Origin of the sequence: Mesorhizobium sp. M1E.F.Ca.ET.063.01.1.1 (assembly GCF_003998155.1) — a bacterium.
Lineage (GTDB): Bacteria > Pseudomonadota > Alphaproteobacteria > Rhizobiales > Rhizobiaceae > Mesorhizobium.
On the sequence record NZ_RZSC01000007.1, the window covers coordinates 18,736 to 37,172 of the forward strand.

15 protein-coding genes and 1 pseudogene are annotated in these 18,437 nt (G+C 56.4%); 8 read left to right on the forward strand and 8 right to left on the reverse strand.

All coding sequences use genetic code 11. The features are described 5' to 3' along the window. Positions 1–9: 9 nt before the first annotated feature. Positions 10–768 carry a TylF/MycF/NovP-related O-methyltransferase gene (locus EOA29_RS01885; RefSeq protein WP_127220123.1) on the reverse strand — a complete coding sequence of 253 codons (759 nt, stop codon included), beginning with the start codon at positions 766–768 and terminating at the stop codon, positions 10–12. Positions 769–919: 151 nt separating this feature from the next. Between EOA29_RS01885 and EOA29_RS01890 the strand changes: the two genes are divergently transcribed. From EOA29_RS01890 to EOA29_RS01900, 4 genes are all read left to right on the forward strand, one after another. Then, positions 920–1,843, forward strand: coding sequence for a class I SAM-dependent methyltransferase (locus EOA29_RS01890; RefSeq protein WP_127220124.1), 924 nt, complete (start codon positions 920–922; stop codon positions 1,841–1,843). Positions 1,844–2,445: 602 nt separating this feature from the next. Next, a complete protein-coding gene (locus EOA29_RS41085) occupies positions 2,446–2,613 on the forward strand; it encodes a hypothetical protein (RefSeq protein ID WP_189434489.1) in 168 nt (55 codons plus the stop codon). Continuing rightward, a complete protein-coding gene (locus EOA29_RS01895; RefSeq protein ID WP_245468356.1) occupies positions 2,610–3,488 on the forward strand; it encodes an ABC transporter permease in 879 nt (292 codons plus the stop codon). Before EOA29_RS41085 ends, EOA29_RS01895 begins: the two co-directional genes overlap by 4 nt. 7 nt (positions 3,489–3,495) lie before the next feature. Then, the gene (locus EOA29_RS01900; protein WP_127220125.1) at positions 3,496–4,236 is read left to right on the forward strand and encodes an ABC transporter ATP-binding protein; all 741 of its coding nucleotides are present in this window, start codon (positions 3,496–3,498) and stop codon (positions 4,234–4,236) included. Positions 4,237–4,308: 72 nt separating this feature from the next. Here EOA29_RS01900 and EOA29_RS01905 read toward each other — a convergent pair whose 3' ends face one another. Both EOA29_RS01905 and EOA29_RS01910 read right to left on the reverse strand, forming a co-directional pair. Further along, positions 4,309–4,701 (reverse strand): GtrA family protein, encoded by a 393-nt coding sequence (locus EOA29_RS01905; RefSeq protein ID WP_189434603.1) that lies wholly within the window; start codon positions 4,699–4,701, stop codon positions 4,309–4,311. After that, the gene (locus EOA29_RS01910) at positions 4,698–5,387 is read right to left on the reverse strand and encodes a class I SAM-dependent methyltransferase (protein ID WP_127220137.1); all 690 of its coding nucleotides are present in this window, start codon (positions 5,385–5,387) and stop codon (positions 4,698–4,700) included. The genes EOA29_RS01905 and EOA29_RS01910 overlap by 4 nt, the downstream gene beginning before the upstream one ends. A gap of 81 nt (positions 5,388–5,468) precedes the next feature. Here EOA29_RS01910 and EOA29_RS41090 point away from each other — a divergent pair, with 81 nt between their 5' ends. From EOA29_RS41090 to EOA29_RS01930, 4 genes are all read left to right on the forward strand, one after another. Next, positions 5,469–7,514 (forward strand): hypothetical protein, encoded by a 2,046-nt coding sequence (locus EOA29_RS41090; protein ID WP_189478791.1) that lies wholly within the window; start codon positions 5,469–5,471, stop codon positions 7,512–7,514. 9 nt (positions 7,515–7,523) lie between these two features. Next, the gene (locus EOA29_RS01920; RefSeq protein ID WP_245468358.1) at positions 7,524–8,513 is read left to right on the forward strand and encodes a glycosyltransferase family 2 protein; all 990 of its coding nucleotides are present in this window, start codon (positions 7,524–7,526) and stop codon (positions 8,511–8,513) included. Between the two features lie 249 nt (positions 8,514–8,762). Further along, entirely contained in the window at positions 8,763–9,626 is an 864-nt protein-coding gene (locus EOA29_RS01925) for a class I SAM-dependent methyltransferase (protein WP_127220127.1), read from the forward strand. A 165-nt stretch (positions 9,627–9,791) separates the two neighbouring features. Next, entirely contained in the window at positions 9,792–10,733 is a 942-nt protein-coding gene (locus EOA29_RS01930; protein ID WP_189434610.1) for a sulfotransferase domain-containing protein, read from the forward strand. 50 nt (positions 10,734–10,783) lie between these two features. Here the strand turns inward: EOA29_RS01930 and EOA29_RS01935 are convergent, their stop codons facing one another. The 5 genes and pseudogenes from EOA29_RS01935 to EOA29_RS42720 form a co-directional block, all read right to left on the reverse strand. Further along, entirely contained in the window at positions 10,784–11,734 is a 951-nt protein-coding gene (locus EOA29_RS01935; protein WP_189434612.1) for an NAD-dependent epimerase/dehydratase family protein, read from the reverse strand. Between the two features lie 41 nt (positions 11,735–11,775). Beyond that, entirely contained in the window at positions 11,776–16,209 is a 4,434-nt protein-coding gene (locus tag EOA29_RS01940; RefSeq protein WP_127220130.1) for a glycoside hydrolase family 99-like domain-containing protein, read from the reverse strand. A gap of 103 nt (positions 16,210–16,312) precedes the next feature. Further along, complete coding sequence (locus tag EOA29_RS01945) at positions 16,313–17,245, reverse strand: class I SAM-dependent methyltransferase (RefSeq protein ID WP_127220131.1); 933 nt, start codon at positions 17,243–17,245, stop codon at positions 16,313–16,315. After that, complete coding sequence (rfbD, locus tag EOA29_RS01950; protein WP_127220132.1) at positions 17,242–18,144, reverse strand: dTDP-4-dehydrorhamnose reductase; 903 nt, start codon at positions 18,142–18,144, stop codon at positions 17,242–17,244. Before rfbD ends, EOA29_RS01945 begins: the two co-directional genes overlap by 4 nt. Beyond that, positions 18,141–18,437, reverse strand: a pseudogene (locus EOA29_RS42720) (hypothetical protein); the annotation flags it as partial. The pseudogene EOA29_RS42720 and the gene rfbD, both read right to left, overlap by 4 nt.

Genomic DNA, 18,437 nt, shown 5'->3' on the forward strand with positions numbered 1-18,437 from the left:
TTACATGACTCAGCTGTCGGCAATCGGCTTTTGCCACCAACCGCCTGTCCAGTCTATCTCGTGTATCTCTGCTTGGATGCGGTTGCGCGCGCGATAGTCCTCAACCGCCTTTCGGCATGGCAGGTGCGCAAGGTCGTCGATGATCGCAAAGCCGCCGGGCGACAGCCTTGGATAAAGCGCTTCAAGGCTGTCCATCGTCGACTCAAACATATCGCCGTCCAGCCGGATAAGGGCGAATGGACCGGCTTTCAAGTCAGGTAAGGTGTCCCCGAACAAGCCTTTGACGAAGACCACCTGATCATCCAAAAGGTCATAGGCAGCAAAGTTGGATTCAACCTGAGCCTGATCAATCGCCAACTGACGATATTCGTGCAGCCTGTCTCCCTGGTCGGCTGGAAAATTCTCGGCGTCCGGCGGCGGCAAACCTTCGAATGAGTCGGCGACATAAACCTTCCTGTCCTTGACTTCATTGGCGGCCAGTACTCCCCTCATGAGGATGCAGCAGCCACCGCGCCAAACCCCAGTCTCAATGAAATCCCCAGGCACGTTCTCATCAATGGCTCGCTGGACGAGGTCACGCACATTCGTCAAACGTTTCACACCCGCCATAGAATGAGCAATCGCCGGCCAATCGAGGCCCAGGAGGCGATCCTCGCGATTGAAGGGCGTCACCTCCCCGACTTTCGCCGGATCAATCACCTGCGAGCCAGAACCGTAGATTGTATTGGCAATGATCTTGATCAGGAGATCCGTATAGAGCCGGTTCACAAGCGACCTTTCAAGACGTCACGATTTCGAATCGAAATATGCTGTTGCGGATATCCAGCCGAAGTGCAACGAAACTACAATCATTTTGCGACGGCCTGACCTACAGCGCCGTGCAGTGAGCCGCAACCCGTTGCTCAAGGGAGCCACCCCAATGTCTATCGCCGATCAAGCGATGGCCATGATCGAGATGCTCGACATTGCCGTTTTCCAAGTCAAGACCGAGAGCACTCTCAGTGATCGCACGAGTTTCCTGCGGGTGCAGAACTTCGCTCGATCGGTGTTCGGCCACTATGTGTACCTTGAGGTCGGCTCGCATATCGGCGGAAGCCTTTTCCCGCACCTGATTGATCCGGCCTGCGAGGCAGCGATATCGGTTGATCCGCGGCCCATGGCGCAGCCTGACGAACGCTCACAGGTTTTTCATTATCCCGAAAACTCAGCTGCCCGAATGATCGCCGTGCTGTCGGATCGGCTTCCCCCGGCGGCAATGACCAAACTTACCACAATTGACAGCGACGTCTCAGATGTGCGGCCCGACGCGGTCGACTCCAAGGCCACACTTGCGCTGATCGACGGCGAGCACACGAACAGGGCCTGTTTTTCGGACTTTGTCGGTGTTTTGCCACTTATGAAACCGGACTGCATTGTTTCCTTCCACGACGCCAACCTGATCGCAGACGCGGTTGTTAATGCAGAACGCTTTCTCGATCATCTCGGCATCATGCACGAGACAGTGTTCCTTCCAGACACCGTGGCCGTCATGGGTCTCGGCAGGCTTGCGTCTGCAGTCCGGGATCAGCTTCAACCTTACGCATTGGACCGGGAGTCTTACCTGGATCGATCGCAGCGGCAGCTATGGTCTCACATAACCAAGGTGCATTCTCCAAAAATCCATGCCGAAATAGAGCGCCTGCATTCTGACAACTCAAAGCTGATCGAAGAGATTGAGGGCATGCGAAAGACAAGCCTGGACGCGGAAGCCCGCGTGGCCGCCATGACGTCCAGCACGACTTGGCGCGCATCCGCCCCAATACGAGCGGTGGTCGATCGCATCAAACGTCGCTTCGCAAGTTAAAGTGCGCGATGAGCGCTGTTGGAGTCGACGATGAAGCAACTTGCCGGGGGTGGCATGGACGAAATTTATTGAAACGCTGCACGCGCCGCTCCGATCCAGCCCACTGTGGACGATGGATCGCCAAGCCGGAAAAGTCAGCACAGGTCACAAGCAGCCTTTCCGCCCCTACTCTTCAGCCCCCGTGCGTTCGACATGTCAGGTATAACCGCCGCCGCTGGTGTGGATGCCGTCGGGCCCTGCACTCTTCTGGAACGGCAGCCAGGAAACGCCGGTCGCATGAGGCGAACAGCATCGCGCCTGTTATCCATCATTGTACACAACCCTTAGCCCTATTCGCGAACGATCTCGGTGTAGGCCCTGGGCCCTTCGTCATAGCTGGGAAACCGCCAGGTCTGCCAGTCCTCAGCCTCGACATTGGACGGACCGTGCCGCACTTTTCCCCTGCCGTCCGGCAGGTCAAACGGGATTGCAGATGCCTGACAGGCACGCGCGGCGCGCTGACCAGCGCCTGCCCTTCGCCAACGGTGTGGGCCTAAGCATGTGTTCATCAACCAGCCCGTCGAGCTCGTCGCCCTGCCGCCGCGGTCTGCGAGTCGCGTCGGATGACTGACCGCAGACCCGACATCGTGATGTACTTTGGATCGGCGGCGAACCTCGCCGCCTGGTTGGTCAAGGAACGGGAGATCGTACTGCGTATCCCGATGTTCGCTTTGCGAATCGCTGGCAGCTTCACTACGACGCAGCGCGTTGCCATATGGGTGTCGCAATGATTATGGAAGAGGTCTTTGGCGGCTCCATCACAGCCATCGGAAAGCCATCAAGCCCAGAAACAAAAGATGCGACACCATCAGCGATGATTGCAGTATTTAACGGCGCCGTCGACGACATCAGCAAGGCTATGAGGTTGCACCGGGTGTGGATCGCACTTGCCCACGAGGACATCGGCGACCAGCACAGACGCACGACGCTCGGCCCGCTTTGGCTCCTGGTCAACTATGTCGCGTTCGTAGGCACATTCGTTTTCGTGTTCCAGCCCGCCGGCAAGGATGCCGCGGGCTACTCTGCCTATGTTGCTATCGGCCTCATGGTCTGGTTCTACCTCATGGAAGTCATAACCACGAGCGTAGCGCTTTTTCAGCGCGAGGAGAGCTTCATCGAAGGCACAACACTTCCGTTGTTTGTTTATGTAATGCGGCTTACCGTCCAATCGGCGATTCGGGCTGGTTACGCGATTGCAGGCTGCATAGCCATACTTCTGCTTAGCGGCTCACCGCTCACTGTTGCTTGGCTGTGGTCGCTGATGGGCCTGTTGTTGATCTTGCTGGTCACGCCCGCAACCATCACCGTTTTCGCGTTTGTCGGCGCATTCTTTCCGGACAGTCAGTTCATTGTTGGCAATCTGATGCGCGTCGGCATGTTCTTTACGCCTGTCTTCTGGGTATATGCCGGCCAGGATGGCGTACAAAGATACGCCTACCACTGGAATCCCTTCACGTATTTCCTGGAGATTGTCCGCGCCCCGATTCTCAGTAGCACCTTCCCGGCGTATCCTTTCGCGGTAACTGGAATCGTGTCGGTTGCCGTGTGGGCTGTTGCGTTGTTGCTGCTTGGTCGATATCGCCGGCAAGTCGTCTTCATAATCTGAGTTTTCGATGGTTTCTATCAAACTGAACAACATCAGCCTGGCCTACAAACTGCACGAAAAGCTGACCCTTTCCGCTCCGGACCGCCGCTTGGGCGAAACAGGTGGCAAGATCGAGGGTTCGGGCAGAAAGCAATTTGTGCAGGCGCTCGACGGCATCAGTTTCGAACTGAAGGCAGGCGACCGGCTGGGGCTTGTTGGCCCGAACGGAGCCGGCAAGACAACCCTGCTGAAGGTGCTCTACGGCATCTATGAGCCATCAGGTGGAACCTTGGCCATCGAGGGCAAGGTCGATGCCCTTTTCAACATCAACATAGGATTTCGCCGCGAGGCGACGGGCCGCAGGAACATTGTCCTGCGTGGGTTGATCAACGGGTGGACCGAAGCCGAGATCGAAGAAAAAATGGAGGATATCATTGCCTTCAGCGAACTCGGTGACTTCATCGACCTGCCGTTCAAGGCATACAGCCAAGGGATGGCTGCTCGGCTCGCGTTTTCCGTGGCGACGGCGCTCGACCCGGAAATCCTGCTGATGGATGAATGGATCGGCGCGGGCGATGCCTCTTTTCAGGATAAGGCGAAAAGGCGGATGGACGAACTCGCGGAAAAGGCAGGCATCATCATTCTGGCGAGCCACAGCGAAAGTCTTATTCAAAGCGTGTGCACGAAGAGACTGACACTCAAAGGCGGTCGGGTGGAGTCGCTGACGACGGAACTAGCCAAGAGGGCCGAAGGAGCAGTTAAGGCCTAATCCTACCCGTCACACCAGGGAGAAACGTTCGGTCGAATTTGCGACGGATACCCGTCCGCGCTAGTCGCCGCATTATCTTCCGTGTTCTACAAAAACCCATAGCTGAAACGTTATGAAGTTCAGAACTGGGATGAGAACACTAATAATTGCAAATGTCAGCCATCCCGTGAAATACCCGGCGCCAGACAGATACGTCACCACGGCAATGATTACGATGTTGGTGATCTGGACAACGCAGAATTTTATCCACTCGGTATCAAGGCGCCCTTCCGACAGGAAGGTAAATCGGCGATGACCCATGAATGAGACAGGCAAAAGAGCTGCGTAGGCCGTGTACGCTGCGATAGTTTCGCCACTTCCGAGAAATAAAAGGGCATTGGCCAAGGCAAAATAGGCAACCGTGTTAAAGAGACCCACAGCCGTGAAGGTCAATATCTGCCGGACTTTCTCGAATGGAATCTTCAACGCCGGCCTTGTACGTAATACTGCGCCCCGAACGGCACGAAACCCAATGCTTCGTCAATCCGCCGCAGAGGGCCGTTTATCGATGGGACATTGAGTATGTATCGGCCGTCGACATCGCGGAGGCCGGCATCATGCAGATGCTTCATGACCTGTCCCTTCGAGAGCAGAACTGCATCCTCATCGAAGGGACAATTCGAAACAGCACGCCGCGTCAAAGGATTGTAGGGATTGTGCTCAAATATGAGCACGACACCTCCCGGCCGCGTCACGCGAGCGAGTTCCGCAGCGAAAAGTTTCCAGTTTTCTGGTGGAACATGGTGCATGACGCAGATTGCATAGGCTGCATCAAAGCTGTCGTCCGGGAACGGAAGGGTGCTGCCATCCGACACAGCATAGGCAATGCCGGGGTTCCTCACCTCAGCCTCGGCTATACACTCAGATGAGGGATCGACCCCCGTCAGTCGGCCGATGCTCCCGCGCAAGATACCGTGATAGTTCCCGACGCCGCAGCCCACATCCAGTACAGAGAGTGCATCCGCCGGGCCAATGTCTCTTTCTAGGATATCAATCAGCCGGACCGCCTTCGCGCGCGTAAAGAAGTCGACGTCCAGGCCGGAAAAGGAAATCGCACCATTCACGGCATCCGCGTATGTGGTCCTGTACGCATCGAACTCGCTGCCGGCCATTTCCAACCTTTTTATGTTCCACTTCTGCCGAATCTGCCCTAACAGCGTCGACGGATTGAAATGTCGTATCGGGACTAGGACATGAGGCTATCAGAAGGCAATAGGCAACTGGTCCTGACTGCGCTGGTTTCGGTCCCGATCCTGATCGGCGTAGGTGCCGCGTACGTACATATCGAAGATCCCGGCTATATATGGGACTACGGCGCATACTGGAAGATTTTTCAGCAATACGGGGACCTGATCGGCTCAGGTTCGGACTGGCTCCACAGAGCGCTCGGTTCAATCCGGAATGACGACTACAATGCATCGGCCGCGATACTGCTTTATCCTTTCTTTGCCTTGTTCGGCGGCAGTAGGACTGTATACATTGTCGCGATCATCTTAGCGTATTTGCTACCGGCAATACTGACCATAACGGCTATCAGTGGACGAATTTCGAAGGCGTCCGTCAACACCCTTCCTTGGATTTTCCTGATCGCCGCCACATACCTCCCATTTTGGACGCCCACTCTCCGAGGCATGCTGGACGTCGTTGGGTTAGCCCCCCTTGGACTGGCGACTCTTCTCGTTTTCAGATCGAATTTTCTGGAACGCAGGCCTGTGGTTTATGGACTGATGATCGGCGTATTGGTCTGGACGCCGTTCCTCTTTCGCCGTTGGTATGCATTCAGCGTGGTGGTTTTTTTTGTCGTGTCGTTTCTGTTCGGATTGATCCGGCACTGGCGATCCGGCCGCTCTGGACTGACGCACCTTTTGGCAGCACTGTTCATCGCGGGCGTCTGCTTTCTAGCGCTATCGCTCTGGTTCCAGTCCGGTCTGGTCATGCGAGCGCTTTCGACATCCTATGGCGATCTTTACGACTCGTACCAGGTGTCGCCATCGGTTCACCTCAGGATGGCCTGGGGCAGATTGGGGCCGTGGGTCGCGGCGATGATGGCCATCGGGTTCGCTGTGACGTTGGCAAGGAAAAACTTCGAAGCGCTATTTTGCCTGTGCGCCGCAGTTGCGACTTTCCTCATCTTCGCCAAAACCCAGCAACTTGGACCGCATCACTTCTTGCCGGTCGCGTTCTGGCTCTTCCCTATCTACTTTTTGGGCGTCGATTGGACGGCTGGTCGGCTCCTGGCGCTGCCCGCGAACTGGAGGATGCTTCCATTTGGGGCGCTATCGGTTCTAATTTTTGTAGTCAGCATCGCACCGGTTGCGAGCATTTCGGGAGCGCTTAGGCTGGTCGTTCCGCAAGTTGACAACAGGCCACTCAAGATCGAAAATCTTGCTGAGTATGAAAGGCTGGTGCACGATCTCGAGACCACACTGAAGCCTGACGAGCACGTCGTCATCTTTTCTTCAAGCTTGGTGCTTTCGGACTCGCTTGTAGCAGTTCTGTCGCCCGCGTTAGACCCTCATATAAATTATGCGCCGCACATTGCGAAGGTGAACCTCTTCCCCTTCGAAATCCTTCGGTCGGACTATGCGATAGCCGTCACACCACCGCAAAGCGGTAGCGGTCAAGCTCCCGGCAGTCAGGCCAATATTACGGTTCCCGGCGAAATGCTGTTGAAGCACGCCGGATTTGGCGAAGCATTCGAGCAGACCGGGAAGACCTACAAACTCGCCGCAAATGTGACCGGATATCTGCTGCATCGTACAAGGCCCGTGACAAACACGGAAATGAAACAACTGCTTGATATTCTCGGCTCCACCTATCCCGATTGGCCGGCATATTACTTTCACACCATGTCGATACCGTTCACCGCCAGGGAAGCTCAACTGGGCGATGTCTGGGGCACAGTGGCGCCCCTGGGTCCCAGCAACCTCTTCCTCCACCCTGGCGCAACAAAGCCCACCTCGGTGTCAATTCCGCTGGAATCTTCCGTAGCCGAGAGGCCGACCTCTATGGCTTTCTCGATCAGTTCTGATGTTCTCAAAAAGTGCCCGAATGCCGACGGGGTAATAGGTCGGGTTGAGCTGGATGCGAGCAAAATTTGGAGCGGCCCCGTAGTGCCCGGGGATCAGGTCTCGATCGATTTGCCACCCGAAGACGGACGCCTGACTATCACCGTCGAGAACAGATCAGGTCCTGACTGCGATCACGTCGACGTTTCCTTCAAACAGCCATCTCAGTAGGAGGATGTTGTGGACGCCTCAAAGGTAGATAAACAACTAGATCGGATCGCTCTGTCCATAGTCGTGCCGGTTTATCGAAGCATGGACGTCCTGCCGGAACTTGTTGCGCAGATTGAGCGAGTTCTTTCGGTGAGCGAACTCTCCAAATCCTTCGAAATAGTGCTGGTGAACGATTGCAGTCCGGACAAGAGCTGGCTGATCATCGAAGATCTCGCCAAAGAAAACCAATTTGTCAGGGGTGTTTCGCTGCGCAAGAACGCGGGGCAACACAACGCCATTATGGCCGGGCTCAGGTTTTCGCGAGGTGACATCATCATCATCATGGACGACGACCTCCAGCATCCTCCTTCAGCCCTGCTCCAGCTTGCTGGAGCCATCGCGGCAGGGTCGGACGTTTGTTACACTCGATATCGAGGGCGCCAGCACACGGCCTGGAAGCGTTGGGGCAGCAAGTTCAATGATTGGGCGGCCGCAGCGATCCTAAAAAAACCTCGCGGACTCTATCTCTCTTCCTTCAAGGCGCTGAGCCGGGACATCGCTGACGCCATTCTGCTGTACGATGGCCCATACACCTATGTCGATGGCCTGATCTTGAACACCACGGGCGCGATTTCCTCGATAGATATCGATCATCAGAAACGCTGGGCTGGCGAAGGCAACTACAACCTCAAAAAGTCGGTCTCGCTTTGGCTGAAAATGGCCACCGGATCATCTATCTACCCACTTCGGCTGGCCACGATTGCCGGTTTTCTGGTCGCTGGCGGCAGCCTGCTCGTTCTCGGCTATGTCGTGGCAGAAAAGATAACTCACCCTGAGATGCAGCCCGGCTGGGCGTCGCTTATCGCAACAACCCTATTTATTGGCGGCCTCCAGATGATCTTCTTGGGAATCCTGGGGGAGTACATCGGACGCATCTATGTTCGCGTCAACAACATGCCCCAGTTTGTAGTCGCACGAACAACCTTCGCTCGGGAAATTACAACTTCTAACCTCCCCTAGCAGCGGGAAATTTGCTCAGCGAAGCGATGGCGGCTACACATCGGCTAGACCACACCGGCCTTGGCCAGGGTCTCAAGCGCGGGAGAAACCCCGCCATTTAAGTAATCGCTAAATACCTGTCGATGCGCGATAAATTGGCTATAGCGACAACGAAATTGCGACCAATGGTGAGTTGACCTTGCCTAGGTTGACTGAAATCCAGCGCGTGCTACACGGGCACACGACTTCAGACGAGGCAAGCAAAAGGAAATGGCCAGCATGTTTTCCGTAGCCATCCCTCACTTGAATGCTGCGGAACGCGCCGCGGTTGGCGGATGCACCGTCGAAGAGGCACTCGTTTTCCTGCGCCGATTGAGTCTGGACGATTTCGGGCTTTTTATGATTTCCTTGCCGAACAGAGACTATCCCGGTCTGTCCCGCCTACTGCCCGCGATGGCCAGTGAGGACGTGCAGAAGACTTGGACCGGGGCATCTGGCCTCGACCTCTATCGGCAGACTTCAACCTTTGCGCGTCAGTTGGAGAACAACTTCACAAGATATATCAAGGCACCGCTGGCTGACTCAGAAATCCTCGATTTTGGGTGCGGCTATGGCCGGATTCTTCGCATGATGTACTACTACAGCGACCCGGCCAATATTTGGGGCGTCGACGCCTGGGACAAATCTCTCGATCTATGTCGAGAGGCACGGTTACCTGGCAAGTTCGCCCAATCGGAACGGGTTCCCTCTGCCCTGCCCGTCGGCAACCAGAAATTCGACCTGATCTTCGCTTTTTCCGTGTTTACCCACCTTGCGCCACCAACCGCGAGAGCCTGCCTCGCGGCGCTTCGCAATCACATCAAGCCCCGCGGACTGTTCGTGGCCACCATTCGGCCTATTGAATTCTGGCCATTCATCGATCGCGTTCGGAACACTTCGTTCACATCGAAGATGCAATCCGATCATCGTCGGAACGGGTTTGCCTATCTGCCACATGCCGGCCCCGAGGGGGAAACATATGGCGACATCTCGTGCGAGATCGATTTTTTGCGCGGGCAGGGTTGGACGGTTGTAGGCCATGATCGATCGATACTCGATCCGTTCCAAGTATCTGTGCTGATGCAACCTGGCTAATGGTGGCTCGCGAGCCGGGATGCTGCGGATCGAGCGCGCCGAGACTTTGCGAAATTAACCATCAAGGCTTGTTTTTGTCCCTGGATTCGTTGGAAGATCACGATCTGCCTAATGACATTGCGGTTTCAATGATCAATGCTACAGACCTTCGCTGAGGTCGATTCCATGACGATCATCCTTCACATCGGCGTACACAAGACAGGCACTAGCGCGCTGCAATCGTTCCTGCACCGGAACTCCGCGCTGCTTGCTGATCGTGGTGTCATTTACAAACCGACGATCCCCGATTGGCCGAACCACAACCCATTGGCCATGGCATTCATGCCGGGGTCGATCGATCATGGCCCAACACGGCTGGCAATGACGCTCGCAGAGGCAGAAAACAAAACGGTGCTCATCAGCTCGGAAATGCTTTGCGAGCCGGAAGTAGATTTTGATCTGTTGCTATCATGCCTTAAGGGGCACGACGTTCGCGTCATCGCTTATGTACGTCACCCAAGTGATATCGTTGTCTCCGCCTTCAATGAAGTGGTCCGTCATCATGACAGACATTGGACGCGCCCGCTGAACGAGGAACCCTTCGCATACGACCCGTCGCAGTTGGACCTGCTGCGACCGTGGCTGAAAATCCCGAACATTACTCTGGCCCCATACGATCGGTCGCAATGGGTCGGCGGCTCAATTTTCAGCGATTTCCTGGCCATGATCGGCGTGTCGGGCGACAGTTTCGATTTCAGCCAGACCGGCGGGAATGAATCGCTGTCCTACCCTTTGATCGAGGCATTGAGACATGTGAATATTGCTTGTCCCTCCGCCGATCAGCATCGCGCAATTCTCGAGCTTTTGCAGACCATTAAATGCGGGCCGGGCGAGTACCCGTTGACGCGGAAGAACGTCAGGAAATGCATCAAGCGGATGCGTTTGGCGCTGCCCTCCTACCGCCCGCATTTCCGCTCCGGGTTCGACGAGGGATATCTTCTTGAGCCGCGGCATGAACCCGAAGGCGGATGGTTCAGTTTGCGGGGATCGGCCATCGCAAGAGCGACCGGATTTCTTGTAAAGGCGGCCACGTTCCTTTTTCCGGCGCTTGATGCAGGCCTAATGTGAAACCAGGGGCTCAGCGCTTTGTGACTGTGACGAAAAGATGCAAGTGGCGTTTACAAAGCGTTCCCTAGATTACCCTTGTTATCTGTCGCAAGGCCGCCCAGGTGATGTTGGCCTTGCCACCAGCGATGTGTGAGCACGACACCCTCATCAAGAGTATAGGCCGGGCGCCAGCCAAGTTCATGTTCGATTTTGTTAATATCGAGCACATTACGGCGGACATCAATGCCACGAGAAGGGGTATAGACCACTTCCGCCCGGACGCCAAGAATAGTGGATATTTTCGCCACCAACTCGTTCACTGTCGAGCCAAGGCCCGAGCCGACATTGTAGATCGCTCCAGCCCTTCCCCGTTGCCCGAGCAGGATCAAAGCCTCGGTAACGTCATCTATATAGACGTAATCCCGAATATTTTCGCCGTCGCCCCAAATCTCAACCGGCCTTCCACCGGCGATCCTATCGAACAATGCCGCGACAAGCCCTTGGCCCCCTGCTGCCAATTGGTATGGCCCAAAGGGGTTCGATATCCGAGCCGTCACGAAATCGAGACCATGCAATGTATGGTAGAGACTGAAGTAGCGCTCGATCGCGAGCTTGACTGTGCCGTAGGACGAGATCGGAATGTTCGGATGTTCCTCGGTAATCCGTGCAGCATCAGTCTGGCCGTAGACGGTCCCGCCCGAGGACGAAAAGACCCAGCGGCAGTCCATGTCCTTGGTGGCCTCTAGCAGACCCACTGTTGCCATGAGATTGGTCGCGATCTCTGCGACAGCCTCGCCGGTTGCCGGCGTTGGACGCGTCGAGCTCATCAGATGGAAGACAACTGCCCCTTTCATCGCCTCAAGGAGCTCGGGAGGCGGGCTAACCAGATCCCCAAGGATGACTCGGCTGCCAATTGGCCAATAATCGGACACACCGCGGGCGAAGCAGGTCAGGTCGACGCCAATTTCGGCCAGTCGGCGCGCGAGATTGACGCCGATGAAGCCGGAAGCACCAAGGATCACCGCCTTCTTCCGCAGCTTAGACTGCGGTCTGTGCACTTGTGTCATGCCGCATCTACGTCTTGAATGCCGAGATGGATGCGGACATGTCGCAACCAGGCATCGGCCTTTCGGCGGGTCTCGGCAGAGGTTGCCACGAGTGAGCGCGCAAGTTCCTGCATCCGCCGCACCTCGTCCAAATGCGTAACGGCGGTTTCGCCCCTTGTTACGCTCTTCATGTGGCGGCGGTGAGAATTGAGACGCTTTGCGCTAAACTTGATCTTTCCCTGCAACAGCACCCGGAGATAAACAAGCCAGTCTCCCGCCACGCGATAGCCGAACAGCTCATCGCCTAGACCGGCGACCGCACTGCAGAGAGCCAACCGCTGGAATATAGCGGCGCTGACGTTCGGAATCGTATTCTTGACGGCCATTGCCTCGCTGATTTCTTCGTAGCCATTCCTTACATAGTCGGAAGACCATCTGTCCGAGATATCGCTGGTGTAGCCAGTGTAATCCTCCGCGAGGACAAGACCGTTGCCATCTACCTGGCGTGACTGGCTGTAGGCCACCACAACTGAAGGATCATCGAAGGAGCATACGAGCTCCTGAAGAAAGTCGGGAGCCGCAAAATCATCCGCTTCGGCAATCCAAACGACATCTCCGCGGCATCGCTCGATACCCTTCGCCCATTGCCGAAACACTGAACCAGAATTCTGCTCGTTGACGATCAGCTCACCATCAAGTTCCTGCCTCTCAGCCAGGAAAGTTTTGATGACGTCGACACTTCCATCGGTCGAGCCATCGTCGAGGATGACAAGCTCATAGATCGGGTAGGTTTGGCCCGCAATGCTGTTCAGCCGCTCAAAGAGGTGATGCGCGTAGTTGTAGTTGGGAACGACTACCGATACGCGCTGAAACGCGGTCGCATAGTGAAGCAGATCCAAGAGATACTGCCGCATTGAAGCCACAGAGGCGCCGCTCGCTTTGGCCGGACTGTCCAACAGTTCGCGGACCTTTGCCGCAAAATCGTTGGCGTCCAGATTCTGCGCCAGTTGACCGCCTTCTTCGACGATAAGATCCGCCGCGCCGGTTGCATCCCGAAAGGCAACCACCGGCACTCCGACCTCCGCGGCCTCCAGCACCGCGTTCGGAAATGGATCTTCGCGCGAGGTCAGTGCATAGACAGAGGCGCCTGCGTAATATGCCATCGGCTCTTGAACAAAACCGACGAATTTCACTCGTTCTGTCAGCCGCCTTTCGTCGAGAGCCGCCGCAATCTTTTCTTTCATGCCGGCATCGAAGTGACCAATCCAGATGAAGGCCATTTCAGGATGCGTGCGAAGCACCTCCTCTGCCATGTCGATGAAAATGTCCGGCCCCTTGCGGTGGTCGACAAAAGCAACGGCGAGGACATAGCGCGTGTCTGAAGCAAGACCGTGCTGTTCACAGACCCAACGCCGGGCTTCTTCGGCACGATCCTTGAATGGGTTCTTTCGCAATAGGCCTTGGGGGCGTATCACCGACTTGCTCAGCGGTTCGCCGACGAACTCCTCAAACCCGGACTGCACAATCGACGCCGCAAAGACGACACTGTCGGCATGCCGGTTAATAGCCGTCGCATGCTTCTTAAGATCGTACTGGTGCAAGACTCCCGGCAATTCGTGGATCAGCGAGACAGTGCGGAACCCTGCTTCCTTCAACACAGGAACAAGGAGGCCAGAAACGGTCGTATTGACAATAGCGACCTCCGCGCCGGCGTCCCGCATTGCCTGGAGTTTTGTGAGCACCCGTTCCGGTTGCTCACTGGCGAGGTCTATGCGGTGAACGGTTGCGACTTCGGCGAAGCGTGGCAGCATCGGCCCGTCGCCCAGAACGATCATGTCGACATCGAAGCCTAGCGCTCCGAGTTCGCGCGCCATCGCCAGAGCCAAATACTGCGCGCCATGCGGATGAGCGTCGTGGGAAACGACCACGATACGGGGGCTGGATTTCTTATTCGCTGCCTCCAACGCCTCGCGGGTCGCCTGCAAATAGGCAAAACCGTTGGCGGCATCCGGTTCCAGATGGGCGCCTTCAGCCCACTCGTTCCAGGCATTGACGAAGATCAGTCGCTCGCTTGGTTCCTCGACATGAATGACGGTGTCGTCAATCGCGTTCTCTAGCCATGTGCGGTAGAGTTCCGGCGTGTTGTTGATGAATACACCGCCGCCGTGCCTGCGACGCGCAGTGTTGTCCCAGCCGGGGCAGACTGATCGAAAGAGCTTGTAGCTGCGCGGCGCATAGTTCTTGCTGCGTTCGCAAAAAACTGACCAGTCGTAGACGGTCGAGTCGAAGTCGTCGTTCAACGGCGTTACCAAATGCGTGACGTTGGGGGGGGCCGACCGATTCGGTGGAAATTCAACGGCAGCGTCGAACCCATATTGCTCGGGCGGCACGGATTCGAACGACTGGGTGTAGGCAAGAAAAATCTCACCGATGCCGTTTTCGCGGCACCACTTCCGCCAAAGCTGGGCGGTTTCCGCTGCCGCAGGAAGCAGGCTCGGGCGATAAACGAGCAGGAGCGGCTTGCCATCGACGCGAATGTAGCGGGGATCGCGAAGATATGGCGCGACCTCAGCGATGAAGGCAAGATCGTCGTTCGAGGAATGGTCCTGGGCGATCAATATCTCATGATCGAGCCCGTCCCACCTGCGCGACCAGTTCTCGTTTGCCCAGCACAGGCAGAATGGCAGATCCAGACTGTGATCGGCCAGCCAGTTTTCAAGCGGCCTCTCCAACAGCCTCTTGCCGCCGAACCAGTAGAAGTAGAAACAGAAGCCCTCGACGCCGTACAGCTTCGCGAGTTCGACCTGGCGGCGCTGCGCTGAGACATCGCGCAAATCGTAGTAGCCGAGTTCGTCAGGTATATGCGGTTGGTGGTGACCGACAAACTGGGGCTGCGCCGGTTTGACGTTGGTCCATTCAGTGAAGCCCTCTCCCCACCATTCGTCGTTTTCGGGAATTGGGTGAAACTGCGGAAGGTAGAAAGCAACTACACGAACGGGCTTCTGAAGCACCGGTTGCGCCTCGAGGCGCGGGACATAGATGGGCTTCGGGAGCAGGACAGCATCCTTTGCGCCAGGCTTCGACCAGAGTTCCGGCGTCGTGCCCGACGATTGAAAACTCTTCCAGGCACGATACGCATTGGTCGAGGAAAAAAATGCTGGGAACGCAGAAAATGCCGTGCCCTTCAGGCGCTGTTTGGTCCGGGCGGACAAGGGTATTCCGTGCCAGGCGATACGGGCCTTTTGCGCCAGCGTTCTTCGAATACTGCCTACTGTGCTCCTGGTTCCAAGCCCCAAGGTTCTTAGTGGTCGCGTCAGTCGCCATGACGTACTTGCGTAAACGGCATCGAGGACATCGTGCAGTCGTTTCTCCTCCGAGCGAGCACTGTCGCGATCGACAAGCAGTGAGTTGGATGCCGCATGTGCTGCCGAAAGCTGCGCCTGAAGATCCTGGACTTTTTGTGCATTTCCGGCGGCTTCAGCTTTGACGCGAGCGGTCTCGGCCTCGTTGATCTTTATCCTTTCTCGTGCCTCCACGATCTCATCGGCGAGCGCCCGAAGCCGCGTAGCATGTTGGCTGACCGATTCTCGATTTTGCGTGGTCTCCTGTTCGATCGTCACTGATCGCAGCGACCATGGATTTGCAGCCTGCTCGGCGGCCTCCACGGTCGCGCCGTCCAAGCTCATGATGCTTTGCTCAACGTTTGCGTCGCGACCGGCTACGTGACGGGAACCCAGGACGTTCTCCTGATAAGGCCGCTTAGTCACGATGCAGAGCGAGTTCAGGAACTCGATGGAGTGAATCGACGCGAGCGAGGCTTCATCGAATGCAATTTCATACCGATCCGTGAAGGCCGCGAGAGCGTGAACTCGACTGCGGTCCAGCCCCCAATGCTCGTGATTGATCAGGTCGAGCAACCGCTTGAAAAACGAGATCGAGGAAAGCGGATCATAAAGGCCGCCCTCGAAGTCCTGCCAGTAGCTGGCATGGAGATCTTCGACGACAAATGTCCCACCGTCCGCAATATGAGCAAAATAGCGGGCGAAAGTTCGTATGATGTCGGAAGATCTGTGCGAACCATCATCTATGACAATATCGAACGTGTTGGATCGTTCTAAAATTCTGCGATGGGTATCTTCAACATTGGCGTCACCGACGATTACACCAATTCTTCTGTCTTCAAAATTGAGGAGACCGCAGTTCTGATTGATGTCGCAGCCGATAATAATTTCGGCTTTTGAAAAATACTTACCCCAAATCTCAAGTGATCCGCCATTCTGGACTCCAATTTCCAGGATCCTAACCGGCTTGTTTCGATAATCGGAAAAAACTCGATCGTACTCATCAAGGTAGATCGACCACTTGTCAGAAACCTTACCGTCGTGCTCGTCATACAACTGGCGAAGCGTCTTGCGAATCCGGCTCTTCCGGCCGTTGATTCCTCCGCTCATGAAAGATCCTCTCTGCACACCCGAACGCCCAGAAGGCAAATCTCTATCCTCCGTCGAGGACCGACAATCCGGACTCTGTCAGTCGAAGTGAGTCGCGAACTGCTCATCGAACCGGGCCCCGTTTGAACAAACCAGCACCTCGTCGCAACGGAGCTGTTATCTTCCACGAAGTGCTTTGCAGGAGCATATCGACCTGTCGCCGTACGGCCTCCAGCTCTCGCTGCAATTTCTCTGATTCTCGTTTTTCGTTTACCAGTTGAGATCGCAGATCGGTGATCTCCGATTTCATTTCTTCGGTTCGATCCGTGAGCAGCCCGCGATTCCTGATGGAATTCGCCACTGAGATCCATCTCTTCAGCTGAGCGTCTGCAAAGAATTCAGAACGAGGTGCAGAAAGGGGACCTAGTTGCTCCGTTATGGTTTTCGCAAATTTTCCGAGCCCGATCGCTCCGACATTATCAGGCAAGAGTACCGTCGAGTGCTCGATCTTTAACCGCGAGAGCATCCTTTCGAAGTTTTGGATAGCGTCGTCGATAAGATTCGAATCATGAAATGCAATGACCGAATCACCATTGACGAAGTCCAGCATGCGATCGGCATCGGAGAAGCTGGCGGTGTTTGTGTGTTCTCCGTCAATCAGAGCCAAATCGATGTTTGGTACGTCGGCTACGTCGACATCACAGATGTCGCACCTGAAAATCGTGAGGCGATCAAGTTCATCCGGCCGCAGACATCTTTGCAGATTCTCGAGCATCCGAGCTTCGCCGTCCAAGGGATAGTAAAAACTGGTCCCCCTTTCATCAGGCTGTTTTTCCGGCCGAAGATCGACGGAGATGACGTGCGCGCAATTTGGATCACGGAGAATAGGAACCAAGCTTCCTCCCTGGTCCGATCCGATCTCAAGGTAGCTGTATTGAGCCACCGATCCGCTGACCAATTTTTGCAGTCTTAAGAGAGAACGCTTGTCGTTCTCGGAAGTCGCAGACTCAACTGAATAGACAGATGTGTCCAAGTCTTCCAAAAAATGCTTGTTCATGCGCTCAATGCCTGTCTCGTCTCCAGGAGGCGACGCACCACCTCTTGTGTTGATTTGCGCCACAGCGGCGCCCGCCACCCGAAAGCTTTGCCAAACTTCGCGCTCGACAGCCGCGAATTGGCCGGGCGCTTCGCCTTGGTCGGATAGTCCACTGTGGCGATATCGCGCACGCTTGCGTGCGGGCCACCAAATGCCCTGCTTGTGTCGAGGATGTGACGGGCAAAGCCGCTCCAGTTGGTCTCACCGCCGCCAGCCAGATGGTAGACATCAAAGGCGGCGCAATTCTTGTCGTCTTGCAGCCTCGCCGCCGCATGCAGGATCGCGTCGGCGATGTCGAGCGCCGAGGTCGGAGTGCCCCATTGGTCTGCCACAACCGAAATCTCGTCGCGGTCGGCGGCAAGCCTCAGCATCGTCTTGACGAAGTTCTTGCCGAAGGGGCTGTAGACCCAGGCGGTGCGCAGGATGAGGTGGCGTGGGTTGGCTGCGGCCACGGCTTGCTCGCCGGCAAGCTTGGAGGCGCCATAGACGCCGAGCGGCGCGGTCGCGTCGGTCTCGACATAGGCGCCGTCCTTGGTGCCGTCAAAGACATAGTCGGTCGAGAGATGGATGACGGGAACGCCGAGCTTTGCGGCCGCCTCGGCCACCTTGCCGGCGCCGGTGGCATTCACCGCGAAGGCCAGGTCCTTCTCGTCCTCGGCCTGGTCGACATTCGTATAGGCCGCGGCCGAAACGACGATGTCGGGCCTTGCCGCCTCGAGCGCCACGAAGATCGTGTCGGGCCGCGCCAGATCGAGCACCGGACGGCCGACGGCGACGACTTCCACATCGCCGCGGCCCCGCGCCGCCTCAATGAGGCTCGCGGCAACCTGACCCTCGCGCCCGGTGACGGCAAGCCTCACGTGGCCACTCTCCTGCTCCCGGCGTTCTCGATCGGGTTGCTTTCGATTGGGCTGCTTTCGATTGAACTGTTTTCGGTCGGACCTTGGCCCAGCCGCTCGCCATTGTAGCGCTGCTCGCGGATCGGGCCCCACCACCATTTGTTGTCGAGATACCAGTCGACGGTCCTTGCCAGGCCGCTGTCGAAATTCTCCTTCGGCGTCCAGCCGCGATCGACGCCTCCAAGATTGCGCGCGATCTCGGCTGGACGCCGAAGGAGAATTTCGACAGCGGCCTGGCAAGGACCGTCGACTGG

Excerpts from the sequence above, each read along its gene's own strand:
- EOA29_RS01890 (WP_127220124.1), top strand. The coding sequence starts at position 920 with ATGTCTATCGCCGATCAAGCGATGGCCATGATCGAGATGCTCGACATT.
- EOA29_RS41085 (WP_189434489.1), top strand. The coding sequence starts at position 2,446 with ATGACTGACCGCAGACCCGACATCGTGATGTACTTTGGATCGGCGGCG.
- EOA29_RS01895 (WP_245468356.1), top strand. The coding sequence starts at position 2,610 with ATGATTATGGAAGAGGTCTTTGGCGGCTCCATCACAGCCATCGGAAAG.
- EOA29_RS01900 (WP_127220125.1), top strand. The coding sequence starts at position 3,496 with ATGGTTTCTATCAAACTGAACAACATCAGCCTGGCCTACAAACTGCAC.
- EOA29_RS01910 (WP_127220137.1), bottom strand. The coding sequence starts at position 5,387 with ATGGCCGGCAGCGAGTTCGATGCGTACAGGACCACATACGCGGATGCC.
- EOA29_RS41090 (WP_189478791.1), top strand. The coding sequence starts at position 5,469 with ATGAGGCTATCAGAAGGCAATAGGCAACTGGTCCTGACTGCGCTGGTT.
- EOA29_RS01925 (WP_127220127.1), top strand. The coding sequence starts at position 8,763 with ATGGCCAGCATGTTTTCCGTAGCCATCCCTCACTTGAATGCTGCGGAA.
- EOA29_RS01930 (WP_189434610.1), top strand. The coding sequence starts at position 9,792 with ATGACGATCATCCTTCACATCGGCGTACACAAGACAGGCACTAGCGCG.
- EOA29_RS01940 (WP_127220130.1), bottom strand. The coding sequence starts at position 16,209 with ATGAGCGGAGGAATCAACGGCCGGAAGAGCCGGATTCGCAAGACGCTT.
- EOA29_RS01945 (WP_127220131.1), bottom strand. The coding sequence starts at position 17,245 with ATGAACAAGCATTTTTTGGAAGACTTGGACACATCTGTCTATTCAGTT.